Source organism: Peribacillus sp. FW305-BF15 (assembly GCF_058783805.1).
The window spans coordinates 52,916-69,273 of the sequence record NZ_JBYSYV010000024.1 but is presented as its reverse complement, the minus strand read 5'-3'; the positions used below and the strand labels follow the sequence as shown (position 1 = coordinate 69,273).

21 protein-coding genes are annotated in these 16,358 nt (G+C 36.8%); 5 read left to right on the top strand and 16 right to left on the bottom strand.

Going from position 1 to position 16,358, the window contains the following annotated elements; all coding sequences use genetic code 11:
* Window positions 1–117 precede the first annotated feature (117 nt).
* Entirely contained in the window at window positions 118–759 is a 642-nt protein-coding gene (locus AC3WLU_RS21465) for an HAD hydrolase-like protein (protein ID WP_492597882.1), read from the bottom strand.
* Window positions 760–867: 108 nt separating this feature from the next.
* On the bottom strand, window positions 868–1,035 hold the full coding sequence (locus AC3WLU_RS21460) for a hypothetical protein (RefSeq protein WP_156500246.1): 168 nt from the start codon (window positions 1,033–1,035) through the stop codon (window positions 868–870).
* 363 nt (window positions 1,036–1,398) lie between these two features.
* Here AC3WLU_RS21460 and AC3WLU_RS21455 point away from each other — a divergent pair, with 363 nt between their 5' ends.
* Window positions 1,399–1,854, top strand: coding sequence for a YfmQ family protein (locus AC3WLU_RS21455; RefSeq protein ID WP_063577605.1), 456 nt, complete (start codon window positions 1,399–1,401; stop codon window positions 1,852–1,854).
* A gap of 305 nt (window positions 1,855–2,159) precedes the next feature.
* Here AC3WLU_RS21455 and AC3WLU_RS21450 read toward each other — a convergent pair whose 3' ends face one another.
* The 7 genes from AC3WLU_RS21450 to AC3WLU_RS21420 form a co-directional block, all read right to left on the bottom strand.
* On the bottom strand, window positions 2,160–3,128 hold the full coding sequence (locus AC3WLU_RS21450) for a hypothetical protein (protein WP_492597881.1): 969 nt from the start codon (window positions 3,126–3,128) through the stop codon (window positions 2,160–2,162).
* A 509-nt stretch (window positions 3,129–3,637) separates the two neighbouring features.
* Window positions 3,638–4,003, bottom strand: coding sequence for a cupin domain-containing protein (locus AC3WLU_RS21445; RefSeq protein WP_063575087.1), 366 nt, complete (start codon window positions 4,001–4,003; stop codon window positions 3,638–3,640).
* 819 nt (window positions 4,004–4,822) lie between these two features.
* A complete protein-coding gene (locus AC3WLU_RS21440) occupies window positions 4,823–5,035 on the bottom strand; it encodes a hypothetical protein (RefSeq protein WP_106027941.1) in 213 nt (70 codons plus the stop codon).
* 249 nt (window positions 5,036–5,284) lie between these two features.
* On the bottom strand, window positions 5,285–5,548 hold the full coding sequence (locus AC3WLU_RS21435) for a helix-turn-helix domain-containing protein (protein ID WP_283929369.1): 264 nt from the start codon (window positions 5,546–5,548) through the stop codon (window positions 5,285–5,287).
* 12 nt (window positions 5,549–5,560) lie between these two features.
* Entirely contained in the window at window positions 5,561–6,217 is a 657-nt protein-coding gene (locus AC3WLU_RS21430; RefSeq protein WP_440439947.1) for a GPP34 family phosphoprotein, read from the bottom strand.
* A gap of 457 nt (window positions 6,218–6,674) precedes the next feature.
* Complete coding sequence (locus AC3WLU_RS21425) at window positions 6,675–6,854, bottom strand: hypothetical protein (RefSeq protein WP_063575085.1); 180 nt, start codon at window positions 6,852–6,854, stop codon at window positions 6,675–6,677.
* 274 nt (window positions 6,855–7,128) lie between these two features.
* Window positions 7,129–7,626, bottom strand: a complete 498-nt coding sequence (locus tag AC3WLU_RS21420) for an LURP-one-related/scramblase family protein (RefSeq protein WP_492597880.1) — start codon at window positions 7,624–7,626, stop codon at window positions 7,129–7,131.
* Between the two features lie 146 nt (window positions 7,627–7,772).
* Between AC3WLU_RS21420 and AC3WLU_RS21415 the strand changes: the two genes are divergently transcribed.
* Window positions 7,773–7,922, top strand: coding sequence for a VanZ family protein (locus AC3WLU_RS21415; protein WP_492597891.1), 150 nt, complete (start codon window positions 7,773–7,775; stop codon window positions 7,920–7,922).
* 428 nt (window positions 7,923–8,350) lie between these two features.
* Here the strand turns inward: AC3WLU_RS21415 and AC3WLU_RS21410 are convergent, their stop codons facing one another.
* Both AC3WLU_RS21410 and AC3WLU_RS21405 read right to left on the bottom strand, forming a co-directional pair.
* Window positions 8,351–8,788 (bottom strand): VOC family protein, encoded by a 438-nt coding sequence (locus tag AC3WLU_RS21410; protein ID WP_492597879.1) that lies wholly within the window; start codon window positions 8,786–8,788, stop codon window positions 8,351–8,353.
* Window positions 8,789–9,081: 293 nt separating this feature from the next.
* The gene (locus AC3WLU_RS21405) at window positions 9,082–9,441 is read right to left on the bottom strand and encodes a winged helix-turn-helix transcriptional regulator (protein WP_239859376.1); all 360 of its coding nucleotides are present in this window, start codon (window positions 9,439–9,441) and stop codon (window positions 9,082–9,084) included.
* A 244-nt stretch (window positions 9,442–9,685) separates the two neighbouring features.
* Here AC3WLU_RS21405 and AC3WLU_RS21400 point away from each other — a divergent pair, with 244 nt between their 5' ends.
* Entirely contained in the window at window positions 9,686–10,417 is a 732-nt protein-coding gene (locus tag AC3WLU_RS21400; protein WP_492597878.1) for an NADPH-dependent F420 reductase, read from the top strand.
* Window positions 10,418–10,558: 141 nt separating this feature from the next.
* On the opposite strand, the gene AC3WLU_RS21395 is transcribed toward AC3WLU_RS21400, so the two are convergent.
* The 3 genes from AC3WLU_RS21395 to bla all read right to left on the bottom strand — a co-directional run bounded on the left by AC3WLU_RS21395 (window position 10,559) and on the right by bla (window position 12,705).
* Window positions 10,559–10,984, bottom strand: a complete 426-nt coding sequence (locus tag AC3WLU_RS21395; protein WP_235568257.1) for a hypothetical protein — start codon at window positions 10,982–10,984, stop codon at window positions 10,559–10,561.
* A gap of 142 nt (window positions 10,985–11,126) precedes the next feature.
* The gene (locus tag AC3WLU_RS21390) at window positions 11,127–11,528 is read right to left on the bottom strand and encodes a DUF6157 family protein (RefSeq protein ID WP_440439945.1); all 402 of its coding nucleotides are present in this window, start codon (window positions 11,526–11,528) and stop codon (window positions 11,127–11,129) included.
* A 229-nt stretch (window positions 11,529–11,757) separates the two neighbouring features.
* A complete protein-coding gene (bla, locus tag AC3WLU_RS21385; protein ID WP_440439944.1) occupies window positions 11,758–12,705 on the bottom strand; it encodes a class A beta-lactamase in 948 nt (315 codons plus the stop codon).
* 230 nt (window positions 12,706–12,935) lie between these two features.
* On the opposite strand from bla, the gene AC3WLU_RS21380 reads away from it, so the two are divergent.
* Together AC3WLU_RS21380 and blaI are read left to right on the top strand one after the other, a co-directional pair.
* Entirely contained in the window at window positions 12,936–14,747 is a 1,812-nt protein-coding gene (locus AC3WLU_RS21380) for a BlaR1 family beta-lactam sensor/signal transducer (RefSeq protein ID WP_492597877.1), read from the top strand.
* Entirely contained in the window at window positions 14,728–15,108 is a 381-nt protein-coding gene (gene blaI / locus AC3WLU_RS21375) for a penicillinase repressor BlaI (protein ID WP_034304552.1), read from the top strand. Before AC3WLU_RS21380 ends, blaI begins: the two co-directional genes overlap by 20 nt.
* 117 nt (window positions 15,109–15,225) lie before the next feature.
* Here blaI and AC3WLU_RS21370 read toward each other — a convergent pair whose 3' ends face one another.
* A complete protein-coding gene (locus AC3WLU_RS21370; RefSeq protein WP_492597876.1) occupies window positions 15,226–15,606 on the bottom strand; it encodes a hypothetical protein in 381 nt (126 codons plus the stop codon).
* Window positions 15,603–16,094 (bottom strand): helix-turn-helix domain-containing protein, encoded by a 492-nt coding sequence (locus AC3WLU_RS21365; protein WP_440439941.1) that lies wholly within the window; start codon window positions 16,092–16,094, stop codon window positions 15,603–15,605. Before AC3WLU_RS21365 ends, AC3WLU_RS21370 begins: the two co-directional genes overlap by 4 nt.
* Window positions 16,095–16,358: the final 264 nt, after the last annotated feature.

Genomic DNA, 16,358 nt, shown 5'->3' with positions numbered 1-16,358 from the left:
GCTATCCTGCCCCCGTTAGTTCATTAAAGGTAGTTTTTCACTTGAATATGAAAGTATGATAATACTAAGAAACGTTTTTAAAAAGGCCGCCAATTGGCGTTGGCGGCCTTTTAGAATTTAAACTAACTCTAAGATTTCTTTGAAGTTATTCACTACAAAATCTGCTTGTTTTAATTCATCTTCTTGAGCAAAGTCAAAGTTCACACCAACTGCAATAAGTTCATTATCCTTAGCAGCAGATATATCCGAAGACCGGTCTCCGACAACGTAACCTTTTCCAATTTGATTTTTATTTTTCACCATTTGCACTAAATCTGATTTATTCCCAGATTTAATTAGTTGGATACTATATGTATCTTGTATAAACCTATCCAAATTATAAGTTTCTACAATTGCTTGTAAATATTCTATCTGACCATTGCTGGCAATAAATAAGGGATACTTTTTACTTAACTCATTTAATGTGCTTTCCACACCAGCATATAATGCACCTTTTTGTGCTTGGATTAGTTCTAAAAGCTTTTTATGAAAAATCTCATTGCTCTTTACTCGTATTTCCAGTGAGTGGTTTGGGCAAAGTGTTTCCCATACAACTGGTAGTGGCACACCCATAATTCCCCTATATTGTTCAATCGGTGTTTTTTTATCCCATAAATTTTCTTTTCGTAGTACTTCAAATGTTGCTTCTAGGGCAGGTTCTAAAATTAAATTTGTTTGAAATAAGGTTCCATCCATATCAAAAATGATTGCTTTACTCATTGAAAATTCCCCCTCAAATTATCTCTCATTAAAACATTTTTAAAAATGCTGCCTTAAAGAGTTCTGACCTTCAGCTAACGTCACCTGTTAGTTCATTAAAGCTAGTTTTTATTTGTGATTTTTTAATTTTTGAACCTCTTCTTCTAGTTTTTCGATTTTTTGTTGAAGTTCTTTCTTAGGTTCTAAAATTCTTCGACCTAATATAACGAGGAATCCGGTAATAGCAATAACTCCCCCAGCTGAAGCTATAAACAAAATCAAGGCAATGTCAAACATAAAAACAACTCCTATTTTATTTTCTATACTGCAGGTAAGCCACTTAATCACTATAACCAGGTTAATTTTACCATTAAAAACCCATTCGTTCTTAAACGATCGTGCCCCGTTAGTGCCATAAGAAAAAAGGCTGCCGCAGCAACCCTTGTAATAAGGCACCCGTTATGAATACACTAATCTTCCCTTTTCAATATGAAAGGAGCTGCGGAAGCAACCCCCTGTCCGTTAGTTTATACCGCACGCCCCAAAAGGAAAACGTTGCGAGAATGGACATATTTTCGAAAGAAAAAATGGCCATTCTTTTGGTAATATAGAGGCAGCTACTTATCACGAGGCATTTATAACATACGGAGATGATGAAAAATGACAGGACCCGTTTTGATTTTGACCATTATTATGACGATATTTAAACTAGTTGTTACCTGCCTTCCAACCGATGTCGTTAATTGGCTTTTGAATAAATTTAAGATGCATCCAACACTTAGTGACGAGAATACCGTGATCACGATGGACGGAAAACGATTGGAAGGGGAAGAGAAGAACCAAGTGATTCAGGATGTTAACCACGCGATGATTTTGAAGAAAAATCATATATTTCCCGGAAACGATTCCTTGTTTTTACATCCAGAGAGCGGTGTTAAGCCATTGGTCATCGATACGAAAAAAGGCAAAAAGGATATTCGGTTATTGGTGTTCGTGTACGGTGACCATGTGGATGTCGTAAAACAGGACAAGAAGAAGCTCGTGGCATATAGCATGCGTTCCGAAAGCCTCCAAGACCGTTCGATGATGAAGGGAATGGATGTAAAAGAAGCATAAAAGGAAGAAAAATGAAAACCACACCATGATGTGTGGTTTTTTGATTGGGAATTATTTATCTCCTGACACGACTTCTTCTCCTCTTATAAGGATGCCTTCATTTTTTGGCTCGCTCACCTAGATCCCGGTCTTATCAGTGACCATTTTCTAGTACGACGCACACTTTAGCTGAACAAGGGAATTTTTTTTCTTGATTTTAATCTATGATAATGTAAAGAAACGTACATTTAAAAGGCCCTAAAATTGGGGGCCTTTTCATTTAATTTATTTTCTTTTTATAAATATATAAATCAATATTAGGAACGTTAATTACTTTTAAAACTACGCATTGCTCTCCGGCGGTCGTGCAGTACCATCAGGATGATTATTCCCATCATCACTCCCAAGACGCTACCTAACTCGGTGGTTAGTGCATATGCAAGCGGGTTCTCTAGAGCAGGTTGTGCATCGGGGCGAGTGCCGGCCAAGCGGTTAAAGAGGTTATAAGAGAACAGCATTCCCGACGAGATCCATGCTGCTGCCATAGGAGGGAGGAACCGCTTCGACCCGCGGCGAGTGGTCAATACCAACAAACCCCACGCCCCCGCGAAGGCCCACACACCGGTACTCAACGACAATAGGTGCCACCATAAATCGCGGTTATCCAACATGGCTGGGTTGATGCCAATAGTTCCGCCAACCGCCCAGAATAGCTTAATAAATCCAAGCAGGATACAGCCAGCCGCGACAAGCCTAGCCAAGGTGATATGCAGTTTCTGGCTGTTGCCCGGGAGTAATTCAATGTCGATTGGATCAGCAAATGCCTCTGGCCAACGCGCTTTAGCGTATCCAGCTAAGGCGAAAGGTAGGCAGATGCCGACTCCAACCAGTGAGACCATTACGAAGATCTGCTCATATACCCAAACGTTAGCAGCACCTGCCTTCTGATCGCGTATCATAGCAGCAGGACCAAGCACAGGTGCCAGCAACAGCATGGGAATAAGTAAACCAGTACCTACCCAGACGGGCAAGGCAACCAACCAGGCGGGCAGTCGCTCACCCCATGTCATGCTAAACGCCAATGCTAACAGGATACCAACTGCAGCTAGAACCATTGTTACTGCGTTTGCAGTGCGCCAACTTGGGTCGCCCATTTGTTCGGTCGGCATGAAGAAACCGAACGTCCAGGCTATTTTGATTAACAGATAAGGCATTACCGCTATAGCGGCACCATAACCCCAAAATCTACGCTTCTTCATCAAATGTGAAATTGGCTGCTTTTTCATTTCTGTCATGAGGTCACCTCGGTAGCCTGACCAGTGAGTTCGTAAATCTCTACCTCTACAATGAACAGAGCGCTCCCAATTAAACTCTCATGTTTATTTCTATTTATAACTATAAATAAACACCCCTTAAGAATTATCATTTAAACTGTTTTAGTTTTAATGAATCATAGGACTTTTCTCGAAGATAATCATTTCCCCCATCACCATCAATACCCTAAAAACTGCTCTGTCCGCTTTAACTTTAACATAATATTCCAATTAGAAATCCCTTATTCTAAAAAAATTGACACAGAAAGACTGTCTTCATTGACGACCTTCTTGTGTTAATTCTTCTTGAACTATCCCGCCTCGATAGTTCAAGAAAAAAAGCTGACTTAAAGACAGCTATTATCTTCTGCTAACGCACCCGGTAGTTCATTAAGAAAAGCGATTCTTATTAAAGAATCGCTCCCGTTGCAGAAAATATGTAACTTCCTTTTATATGTCGATCCAAAGATAGTAACAGGAAAATTATCGGTTTAAATCCATATATTATTTTCAGCAGTTAGTTTAAAATTAGTTTCACCCGTGTTGACTACACCTTTAGGCTCTACCAGCATTATATGGCATTCCTTTTCAGCATAAGGCTTATGCTCCACACCTTTTGGTATCACATACATTTCTCCTTTGGAAAGTTTAACCTCTCCATCGCGGAATGCGATGGACATCTCGCCGTCTATCACGATGAATGCCTCATCGGTGTCTTTATGATCGTGCCATACAAAATCCCCCTGAATCTTAACTAACTTAAACTGATAGTCATTCATTTCACCAATGACTTTGGGCGACCAGTGTTCACTGAATTTGGACAGTTTCTCGCTAAGATTAATAGCATTATAATTGATATAAATCCCCCCAGAACTATTCTTACCTTTATTTTACAACTCCCATAGATTAATTACTATTTTGATTAAGACCTCAAAAGTTTCTGCTGATTTTTCACAAAATGGTCCAATTGTTGAACAAAGACCAAACAACACTCTTGAATCAACCTGCCCCGTTAGTGCCTTAAGAAAAAGAGTTGCAGCAGCAACCTACCTTATTTGCACCTAGTTAAAGATTGATTTACTTAATGATGAATGACTCCTGCCAATGTCAAAGATAGGACATATACTTCCACTTTTCGCCTATCAGTAAAAAATTTTACAAAAAAAGTCTTCCATACACAGTATGAAGTCTTTTTGGAAGGCTCTTTTCGTAAAGATTGATGTTTTTAAAACGAAACTATTTAAGGTTGATTGGAGCGGAAGTGCGAGACTCCAGCGGGAGCAGCGGGACAGGTGAGACCCCACAGGCGTTTACGTCGAGGAGGCTCACCGCCCGCACCAAGGAAAGCGAGCATCTGGAGGGGAAATCAACCACAACTCACTACCTGGTAAATAGCAACAAAGTATGTGAAAACAGCCTTTTGGAAAGAGAAGAGTATTACGGTTTTAAAACGACTTTTATACATTCATCCTCACGATTATTAAAAATTCGATAACCATGACTTGATTCTTCAAGGGACGTATTGCAGAACAGAGCTTGAAGATACTTGAGTATGATGCCCACTATACAACTAATGAAGAATCTTTTCTTTGCAATCCAACTATCCTGCCCTATAGTTCAACAAGAGAAGTGAACAAAAAAAAGAACCCCTTTGCAATAAAGAAGTCCTTATTTATTCATTCAATTTCAGTTGCAAATTGAAACAATTCCGGGTGATCTGCCAAGTCTTGCATCGCTTTTTCTCTTTGTTTTTTGGCTGTTTCAATGTCATCTTCATCTAATGTGTCACTTCCGGGTAAAAGAATAACTTCTTCATCTACTGGTACTGGCGCATTTGCTAAATCAGATTGGAAAGAAAAAAGACCAATGAAAGTTACTCCAAATAACATAAGGATTTTCTTAAATTTAATCTACCTCCTTAGGATATGTTTAATTATACCATTTCCTGGCCCTCTTATGGTGCTAACATCACCTGTCAGTTCATTAAGGGTACCACCAGCAAAACGCTAAGTAGATGTGTAAAAAATAACCGGTTTTCACCACGGTAAGGGTGTAACCGGTACTTATTACTATTATGGGTTGTTCAACTGAGTAACCCTTTTTTTTGATCTAATCGATACTCTAAAAGTTATACTTTGTTAACTTTGTTTCTCTATTTTATCTCTAATTTCCGCAATGGTTAAACCAGATTTCTTTAAACTTTTAATAGTCTCGACTCTTTCCACTGCTGCTTCTCGAGGGTAACGACGTGTTAAGTTTTCATCTAATTGTTCAAATGGAATTAAATCAGCTTCGGTATAATATTTTAATGTACTGTATCTCAAATCAGTTATTCGAGCCAGTTCACCGATAGATATATACTCAGATTTCAAAATATCTTCTAATGAACGTCTCCTTGACACTTAAATTCCCCCTTATGAACCTGCCGAAGCAGAAGCAATGATCGTAGTAATTGTGTGTGATAACGCATCAATCATTGCAAAGATTTCTTTGTTAGCCGTATCATTGCGAAGCATAGATAATTTGTCATTAAGGTCTTCTTCCTCGAATTTACTGAAATAGTTCTTCAACATACGACTGCCTATTAACAAACTTGAAAGAACAACTGTATCGGTTGAAACAGGTCCCTCTTCTAATAATTCTGCACGAATTTGTTCTACAATTAGTTTTTTTGCACCTTCACTGGGTATAAAGTGGTTGGATCGTCCTAATAGGCCAGCATTTGTTTTGGAGACCAAATCCAACCCCACTAAAGAATCACCGACCGCGTTGAACAATTCCTTGAATACATTTCGTTTAGTGACCATTCCCCTTGCTAATTTTTTCAGGGATATTGGATTATCTTCGGAAATCATATTATAGATTGAACCCAAATACTCTTTATTACTTGGTAAATCTTGTTTTACCATCACTTGATTCTCCGAAAACGAAACAATATCTTCTGCTGTAAGTTCTAAAATGCCACTTGCAACCATAAAAGCACGAACCCTCATACTACCGATAGTAGCAACACTGCCTTTATCATTTAGTGCTAATAATAAATATTTTTGCGAAATTTCCATATCCTTCATAAAGAACACCTCTCATTAGTTTTAGTCCCAGTCAATAATGTGACATACTATTTATCACTTATTACTTACCACTTATTACTTATCACTTACTACTTATGATTTAAACTATGCATTTTATTTCTTTTTGTGTCAAGTAAATTTAATATTTGGGAGCAAAAACCAAAATCATTTTTTACGATTTTTGAGACAGCCCCTTCTTTATTGATCATTAGAAAATCAGAAAGAAATGCATTATAAATTTTAATGATCCCTGAGACCGAAAATAAAAAAATTATGAACTGATACAAAAATTATTCCATAATTTTCAGGCTTAGTGATTATTTGAATAATTAAATCCCCATTCTCATTTATATCTTCAACTGACCCGCCCCTTTACTTGCATAAGAAAAAGGCTGCCGCAGCAACCCTTGTTATTGAACTAACGCACCGGTTAGGTTTAAATCAATTTATTTTTACTCTATCTATCTTCATTATTACTTCTCTCATTATTTTGAAGATAAATCTTTTTTAGAGTTGAATTTATATTATTCAATGCAATTAGAATAACCCCCAACATAACAAAGGTTACTATTTCCCCAGTAAACGTAGATACTATTCCTAAAATTACAGCATAAAGAATGAATAACCAATTACTCATTTATTCAATTTCCTCCCTAATCTACATAGATAACTAATTTTACCTCAAAATTTTAATTTTCATTATGCTACTAACCTGCCACTTTGGCTGCATAATGAAAGAGCTGCCTTAAAGACAGCTCCGATCTTCAGCCTGTTAGTTCTATAAGAAAAGCAACTTAATCAAGAATCGGGCCCGATTACTGAAGAACGAATATAAAACCTTGATACCATATGCCTTGTCATTTTTTTATGATACGGTTCACCGAATCGAATCAAGCCGTGTTTTTTCCACTTTAATTCGATGCCGTTGAGGAAGCAGCGGCTTGATCAGCCTTCACACAATCAATTGCAACAACGAGTGCAATAATGATGGTTTCCATCTCTTCATCTATTATTTGTACTTTGTAGCTATCGCCCCAAGTGAACCACTCCTTGCCCACTTTACCTACGATTTTACCATACTGTAAAACTTTAAATTCCATATCCCACCAATTGCCATGTACTTCAATGCCTGCCGCATCAATTGTATATCGTGCTTTTAAGAAGGAAAATTCCTTCTTTATTGTTAATACCTCTCGACCATTCACCTCGACCAAAAACTTTGGTAAAAAGCTGAACACCTTTTTCGTAATGAGTGCTATCTCATCTCTTGCTGTATTCATAATGGAGAAAGTCTTTGGAACTTGCATAAAACTTCCCTCCACGTAATATATATCCTTCTCCTGCTGATCCTTTACTGTAAATTTCCCGCTAAGACTGAATACCTTCTGCTTTATATAAAGCTCCCTCATATTATGCCTCCCAACCTTAAGTCTTTTACATTACTTACGTTTGAAATGGACATTGGTTCCAATAATATGCATTAAATCCCAAATAATAACTTCACTCAAAAGCGCCTTCTTTTCAGTTCACTTTTGTAGCTAATGTTAATAATCAAATAGATTTTAATGAAATACACTACAATGTACTTGCATTTATCCCATTTGGAATTTATATCAGTATGCTGAAACCAAATTGGTCTTTCTTGAAAAAGATTGCAGTAATAGCAGGAGTTAGTTTGTTATTTGAAGGATTGCAATTCATCTAGCTATAGGAGCTAGTGATATAACTGACTTTATGGGAAATACATTAGGTGGAATTATGGGAGTTGGAGTTTATATTGTGTTTTGTAAGCTGTTTAGTACTAAAGCTACTAAAATCCTTAATGTTTTAGCTTCAATCGGAACGATATGCATTGTTGCATTATTGCTGTTATTAATATATCTCAGGATTAGTGGTGTTATTATTTATAAAGTTTCCTAAGTAAACGGAGAATTGCTGTTCATGAAAATTAACAGGGGGTAAACCATCAATGACTTTGATACAGCAGGTTCTTTATTTATAAAACAAGAATGACAAATATCACAAGCCACCTATTTTAAGGGTGGTTTGTGATATCCAGTAAACAAAGTAATGTATATTCCCTAAATTTCTTTTTCAAGGGTTTAAGCCCAACAACCATTAATTGCCCATAATTTATTTGATTTGCTCCGCCAACTCTAAAATAATTCCCTCTGGTCCACGACAGTAGCATAACTTATAACTATCTTCATATTGTTGTATCTCACTAAAGATTTCCGTACCTTTCTTTTTCAATTTGGCAACAAGGGCTTCAATATCTTCAACAGCAAATGCAATATGCCGGATGCCCAGGGTATTTGCAAAAGGCTGCTGACTATCTTTTTCATCTGACGGCGTATAAAATTTAATTAGCTCTATCCATGCCTGACCGTCTGGCTTCCCCAATCCTACACATGCTACTTTAACGTCATTAAGCCCACTCATCCGATCCATTAAATCTCCTTCCATTTCCCATTCCCCTTGCACTTCAAGTCCAAAATCGAGAAAAAACTCTTTAGCAGCAGAGAGATCATTTACGATTACACCTATATGATCTATTCTGTGGATCTTCATAATTCATACCTCCTTTGTTCCTGTTATTTTGCAATATCCTGTATTCTTACATTCTAATTCTCGAAAAACAGAAAATATCCTTCTTGTTGAAGAAAGGTAAAGAGCACTCTTCAATATCCTGCCCCGTTAGTGCCATAAGAAAAAGAGCTTCTGATCAGCTCTTGATTATTTTTAGTCAAATTTTTATGGTAAAAGAAAAAGCTGCGTTAGAACGTTTTCCCTCCCGCAACTTTTACTTTATCTACCATTTTGTTTTTGAATTCTGGGGTTAACGATGGATGTGTTAGCTTTGGTTAGTCTGCCTGCTCCCCAAACTTCTTCCCGAATTCTTCCATTAAATCAATAATAGGAATGAGTTCTTCCCCTTTTGAGGATAATGAATACTCAACACGAGGAGGAACCTCTGGATAAATTTTGCGATTAATTAAACCAGCTGTTTCTAGTTCTCGAAGTTGCTTTGTAAGAGAACCTTGTGAAATATCCCCTAAAAAAGCTTTGATTTCACTATAACGGCGCTCTTTGGACTTTATAAACCAAAGAATGAGATATTTCCAACGTCCAGATAGGATGTTTTGGGTATAGGCAATGCCATATACTTCTCTCTGTTCCTTTATACACTTTTTGTCAAATCCATCCTTACATATTCTAGACACCCATTCACCTGCTTTCTACTGTTAGGTACTAAAAAATGTACTATGGCAATTTTTATTGCCTTCTTCAAAGAAATGAGAATTGGTTATATTCTAGTATATGTAATAAAAACACTCAATATTTTTAATATCTAATGAGATATGTTTACGGATTGATAAAGTGGTGATATTGATTCAGATAAAAATATCATTGTTAACTTTAAGCAGAACAACTCTTTGATATACAAATTCTTTAGGAGGAGAAATGATGAAATTTGGAATTATAGGTGCTGGAACAATCGGGTCGATCATTTCTAAAAAATTAGTTAAGAATGGACATGATGTAAAAATTGCAGATTCACGAGGAATTGAACATTTAGAAGGAAAAGAGCTTGCTGGAACACCTGTCCTTATAGAAGATGTAATGACCAATATTGAAGTTCTTATAATATCTCTCCCTTTAACAGCACTGCCAAGCATTCGGAACATTATCGAGCAAGTTGGGGAGGAAGTAATCGTCGTAGATACTTCAAATTATTACCCTAGCAGAGACCAAAAAATTACAGAAATTGAGAATGGGATGGTTGAAAGTGATTGGGTTTCCAATCAATTAGGTAAACCTATCATCAAAGCTTTCAACAACTTGTTAGCCCATACTTTAGAAAATGAGGGAACCCCCGAAGGTACTAGTGGACGCAGTGCCATGGCGATTGCTGGTAATGACGTATCACAAAAACAAATAATCATGGACGTAGTAAACCAGCTAGGATTCGACACAGTGGATAGCGGTTCTTTAAGTGATTCGTGGAGACAACAGCCAGGAACTCCTGCATACTGCACAGAACTAACAAAAGAAGAACTAACAAAAGCATTGGAAAAAGCAAATAAAGAAAAAGCCCCATTCCTGCGGGATAAGGTAATAGAGAAGTTATCAGCTTCTAACTTCCCCCTCGCAAATAAAGATATCGTGAATATGAACAGAGAAATATATAATTCATAAAACAAAAAGGTGCACTCAGGTTAAAGTGTACCTTTTTGTAATATTGCCACCAAACAATCCACAAAAGCCTATCCAGTCCGATCTCGATTTTTTTTCATGATAAAAAGCTACCCATTAAGAGTGGGTAGCTAGTATTACATGTTATTTGAAAACAATTTGCAGTTTTCCAGATACTCTTCCGGAAGAGTATCCATCTTTAACATCCACATAAAATTTACCAATTCTCATATCTGTGAATAAGGTCTTTCCACCAGCTAAGCTATGATAGCCTGTGCACTTTCCAGTACTGGCATTGCAGAGACGGGACCATATGTTACTATAATTAGTCAACAACTTACTTCCAGAAGAAGTCTTTAAATAGATTGGGGAAACCAGTTCTACCTGTAAGTCACTACCTCTGTTAGGATTTCCAACTTCACCATCCCATTTTCCATCCTCTGTTTGAAAAGAATACTGAGGAACACTTGCTTGTGCAGAAGAATTGCCTAATACCATTCCACCTACCAGAACTAACACAAACATACTTAAAATTGAAAATAAGTTTTTTATGTTATTTCCTCCTCCCATTTTATCCCTTTTATAATATCAGAATAAACTGATTATTAAAATGATTAAAAATGACTATACCTTCTTAGCTTCAAACATGTTTTCGTTTCGTCATCTTCATCGCTTTACAGTTCCAGTCACTACGTTTTGAACGATCCTGCATCTATTTTCTTTTGGAGCGCATGCCTTTAAGTTTTGTAATGTCATCTTGCTTAAGCAACTGGTTATACATTTCACTGTTAACATCATATATGGCAATTTTCCCTTGGTTATTATAATGAATTCCCCAACCATAATTTTTCACTAAAGGAGAAGCCCTGAAACAAGCCTTGGATTTTGAAAAGAACTGTTCTCGAAGTTCAGCTGTATTTTCGGCTTCCATTTGATTTTTGATTAAATATGTTTTGAATTGGACGTCTTCTTGTGTAAATTTATAGGGATTATTGTTAATTAGATCATGCTCAATATAAGCAATGGTCGGTTTTTCGTTTTTGATGACAGGGACCTTTGCTGAAGAAACTTTTGAATCTTCTGAAATGGTAATAAGTGTGTTCTTATAACTCATATAACAACCTCCTTAGTCTACATACCATATCATACCATTATTTCCCTCCACCATCCTGCCCCTTTGGCTCTATAAAAAAAGCGTCGCTTCGTTATGTCTTCATAGCAATACAGATGATGAAAGGCTTTCGGTTAATGGGCTTTGAAGAAGGGTCACCATAACGATCATTATAGGAATTAATCCACCAAAAAAGGCTACTTAACGTAACCTTTTTTAGCACAATCATTTTTTATTTACCTTTGACTTTAAGGGCCTTAATTACTTCTTCTGTCGCCTCAGCAATAAGCTCGTCGTTATAATCAGCCTCTTTTTCATCACGACTTGAAAGTACAGCAAGAACAATAGGATCTCCTTTTGATGGCCAAATGATCGCAATATCATTTCGCGTACCATATGATCCTGCTCCAGTCTTATCAGCCACTGCCCAACCTTTCGGCACTCCAGCACGAATTAACGCATCTCCAGTAGTATTTCTCTTCATCCAATCTATTAAAAGTTCACGTTTCTCAGTTGGAAGTGCATCTCCCAATGTAAAAGCCTGAAGACTAGTAGCAAGTGCTATCGGTGTACTCGTATCATGCGTTTCACCAGGATTAACTACATTTAAATCTGGCTCAATTCGCTCAGGGTTGGTAACATTGTCTCCAATTCCCTCCAGTACTTTTTTAAATCCAGCCGGTCCCCCCAGTTGTTCAAGGATAAGGTTTCCAGCAGTATTGTCACTGTATCGAAGCGAAGCATCAGCAAGCTCCTTAAGGGTCATCCCCGTATCAACATGCTTTTCGGTAATCGGATTATAATTAACAAGATCCTCACTTGTATAGGTAATTCTTTGATTAAGGTCTTCTATTGATTTCTGGTGTAAAAGTGCCCCTACAGCCAGAGCCTTATGAGTAGATGTAAACGCAAATCGTTCGTTCTCATGAAATTCCACGGTTTTTTTCGTTCCTGTATCAATGGCATAGACCCCAAGCTTTGCATCATATTCCTTCTCAAGTTGTTCAAATTTCTTGATTGTGGCTTCTTTTGCCGTATTATTTTCCGATGTTTGGTTAGTTCCCCCGGTTTGTTCTGTTTCCGACTGTTGTACAACCTGTTTTTCCTCATCTGAGCAGCCTGCAACCATAAGCACCAAGCCTATTGGTGCCAGTATTTGATAAAACCATCTTTTGTTCATCATGTAAACCTCCTAATTATTTGATTAGACTCTTATGTACGAATTGAAAAAACAACCTCATGCAAGGAGCTTTAACAGATTACGTTTGTAGTCTGATTACATCTGTAGTATAGTATTACATATGTAATCAAAGAAAGTCAATTCTTTATTTTTTTACCATCAAGCCACTATAAATTTGCTATAAACCTGTTTTATAAATTTAAAAGTCAAGAGAGGTGGTATTGAAGGACATGTTTTTAACCTACTTTATAATAGGTCTATTGGTGTCTTCATTTTCCGTTACTGTTATCCTCCTTATACGAAAATGGTTTGGAAGACAATTAACAGCAAAATGGCACTATCATTTGTGGATGTTTCTTTTTGTGGCTTTAGCACTTCCTTTCATACCTACTGATTTATATAATTTTAGTTCTCTCTTTAGCAGCGGGGACATAAATCAAATTAATGCACCCAGCTCTAATATGGAAAAAACCGGGACTGATATGATGCAGGGCCTGCACCTCATACAAGACTTTTCTGTATCGGTCAATCGGCCGGACCTGTCCTTACTTAATAGGGGAGTGATGGTTTTATGGTTGTCAGGGATGCTTTTATTTACCTTTACTATGGTTCGTGGATGGCTCACAATCAGAAGGATTAAGAATTATTCTTCTCCGTTTTCCAATCAAGAAGTCCTCGTGCTTTTCGAAGAATGCAAGAAAAGACTGCAAATAAGAAAACCAATAGAGATTGTTATTTCGAATAGAGTCCAATCTCCAATGATATTCGGGCTTTTTCAAACATATATCGTCTTACCTTCTCAGCATGAAAACTGGCTTAGCTTGAAAAATTACGAGTACATCTTTCTTCATGAACTGAATCACTATAAAAACAAGGATTTGCTGACAAATTACGTGATATTGTTCTATCAAATCATTTATTGGTTTAATCCCCTTGTTTGGCTTGCTTTTAGAGAAATGAGATTGGATCGGGAAATTGCATGTGATACATCTGTTTTACAGGTACTGGATGATCATTCCATTAGTGAATATGGAAATACTATCATTAATTTTTTGGATCTTTCAAAACGGTCAAGTAATCTACAGTTGGTGACACAACTAAACGGTTCGAAGCTTCAAATCAAAAAACGAATTGAACAAATTTCTGCCTATAAGCATTCCGCAAAAAAATCATTAAGGAAAAGCGTCTTCATTTATGTGTTGGCCAGTATCATTTTGATAATCCAATTACCTTTCGTTTCCGCATTTGCGATGGAAAACGACCGATACTATTTTAAAAATGACGGAGTAGTTCATGAGGATTTACAGCAATTCTTTAAAGGGTATGATGGAAGCTTTGTTTTATATGATCATAACGCACAGCAATATCGCATTTTTAATGAAGAGAAAAGCACTTTGCGGGTATCACCTGATTCCACATACAAAATCTATAGTGCCTTATTTGCTCTAGAATCAAATGTGATATCACCCGAAGAATCCAAACTTTCATGGGATGGGACGGAGCAACCCTATGAAGCTTGGAATATGGATCAGGATGTCTCATCTGCTTTACAAAAATCTGTAAACTGGTATTTCCAAGAATTAGATCGTCGAACAGGATTTGAAACAATTCAATCCAATCTACAAGAGATAAACTATGGGAATTCCGATGTATCCGGGGAACTTAGTGAATTCTGGAACGAATCCTCATTAAAAATTTCTCCAGTCGAACAAGTCCAACTGCTGCAAGCCTTTTATAACAATCAATTTGGATATAAGGAAAGGCATATCCAAGCCGTGAAGGAAGCACTGCTCTTAGAAAAGAATGAAGAAGCTCGCCTATCAGGAAAAACAGGCACAGGAGCAGTGAATGGAAAAAACATCAATGGTTGGTTTATCGGGTATGTAGAGACGAAGAACAACACTTATTTCTTTGCTACCAATATACAAAATGAAGATGATTCATCCGGAAGCAAAGCGGGAGAAATCACTTTTTCTATTTTAAAAGATTTAGGAATCTATAATGAAAATGAAGGGGAGAAATATGGAGAAAAACATTCCTAGTATATCAGAATCAGAATGGGAAATCATGAACGTACTTTGGGATAAAGCCCCTCAAACAGCGAATGACATCATACTTTCCTTACAGGAAAGTACCGATTGGAAACCGAAAACCATACGGACCCTTCTCGATCGATTGGTTCAAAAAGATGTAGTAGGTGTCAATAAAGATCAAAGGGTTTACACCTTTTACCCGCTCTATTCACAGGAAGAGTGCCAGCGTGCCGAGACCGAATCATTTATCAAACGTATCTATGGAGGGACCATGAAATCCATGCTTGTCCAATTCATTCACGAAGATACCCTATCTGATGATGATATCAATGAACTGCGCACTATTTTAAATAAAAAACCTAAAAAGTAATTCTATTAAAAAAGTCTACTTGGAAATTCCACCTATAAGAATAAAGAAAGCCTGCGATCCTTGTTATGTAAGGAAGGATCGTAGGCTTTCTTTTATTTCAGTTATTTTGACTTTTCTCTATTTTCCAAATGGAACTCGGGGATCTTCGTCTTTATATCGAGAATAGGTCGTGCCTGCGCTTTCCATTTCTGAGCATTGTTCATTACTGCAAGCAAACAGATAAGTTTGTATGTCAGTACGGACACTTACTCCAAAATAGTAGGGGAACTTTCCACCTTTATTTTTATCCATGTTTACATCAATAGCGATAATATTCTCTTTTTCTGCTAACTTTTTATACTCTTTACTCTCAACTGTTTTCAGCACCATTTCACTTAAAATAACCTGTTCACTTTCGGACGGTTCATAAGCATGTTCAAAAATAAACCATCTGCCAAATAAAAACAAATTAAACCCTATACTGATTATCAATATTGTTATTAATATCTTATTCTTCATATACCCATTCCTGTACCTCTGTCTATCTCGTTAGTCCCCGCCTCCTGTAATTCTTTTAAACGACTTAAACTCTCTTCTTTATTAAAAGAACTATGCCAACGATAATCATATTGATCCAATATACGGTAATGGTTACTAATCAAATTTTGTTGCAAACGAAAATCCCCTCTATACTCGATCTCTTTCCACCATATCTTACCGCCCATTGTTTTTTCTTTAGGCGTACCACCATTTTTGCTAGCAATTAACTGAACAAAATCTACTGGATTGTCACCTATCGATGATATCAACAATTCGCTATGATTAAACAAAGCACAAAATGCAACAACGGTGGTCCAATTGGCTTCTGTTCTTCTTTTTTCAATTTGAACTAGTGTTTTTTTTGAAATCCCTAGAATTTCAGACATCTTATCTTGAGAAAAACCTTGTTCAGTTCGGACAAGTTTCATTTTTTCTGATATTAAATTGATGAACTCTTCTTTTTCCATATATACTAAATACTCCTTTTTAGTGTAATTTTACACTAAAAGTATTATTTTTCAATAAAAAATACCCTTTTTGAATAAAAAGCAACTTTAAAACACAAAGAAAAAGGCAAGAAATAACCTTGCTCTAACTAAGTTTGAAATGGAAATGTTTCTTAATTTAGGCTTGTTGAACTAACCTGCACCTATAGTGCCATAAGAAAAAGCTGCCTTAAAGACAGCTCTGATCTTCAGCTAACGCACCCGTTACTTGAATTAGAAATTTAA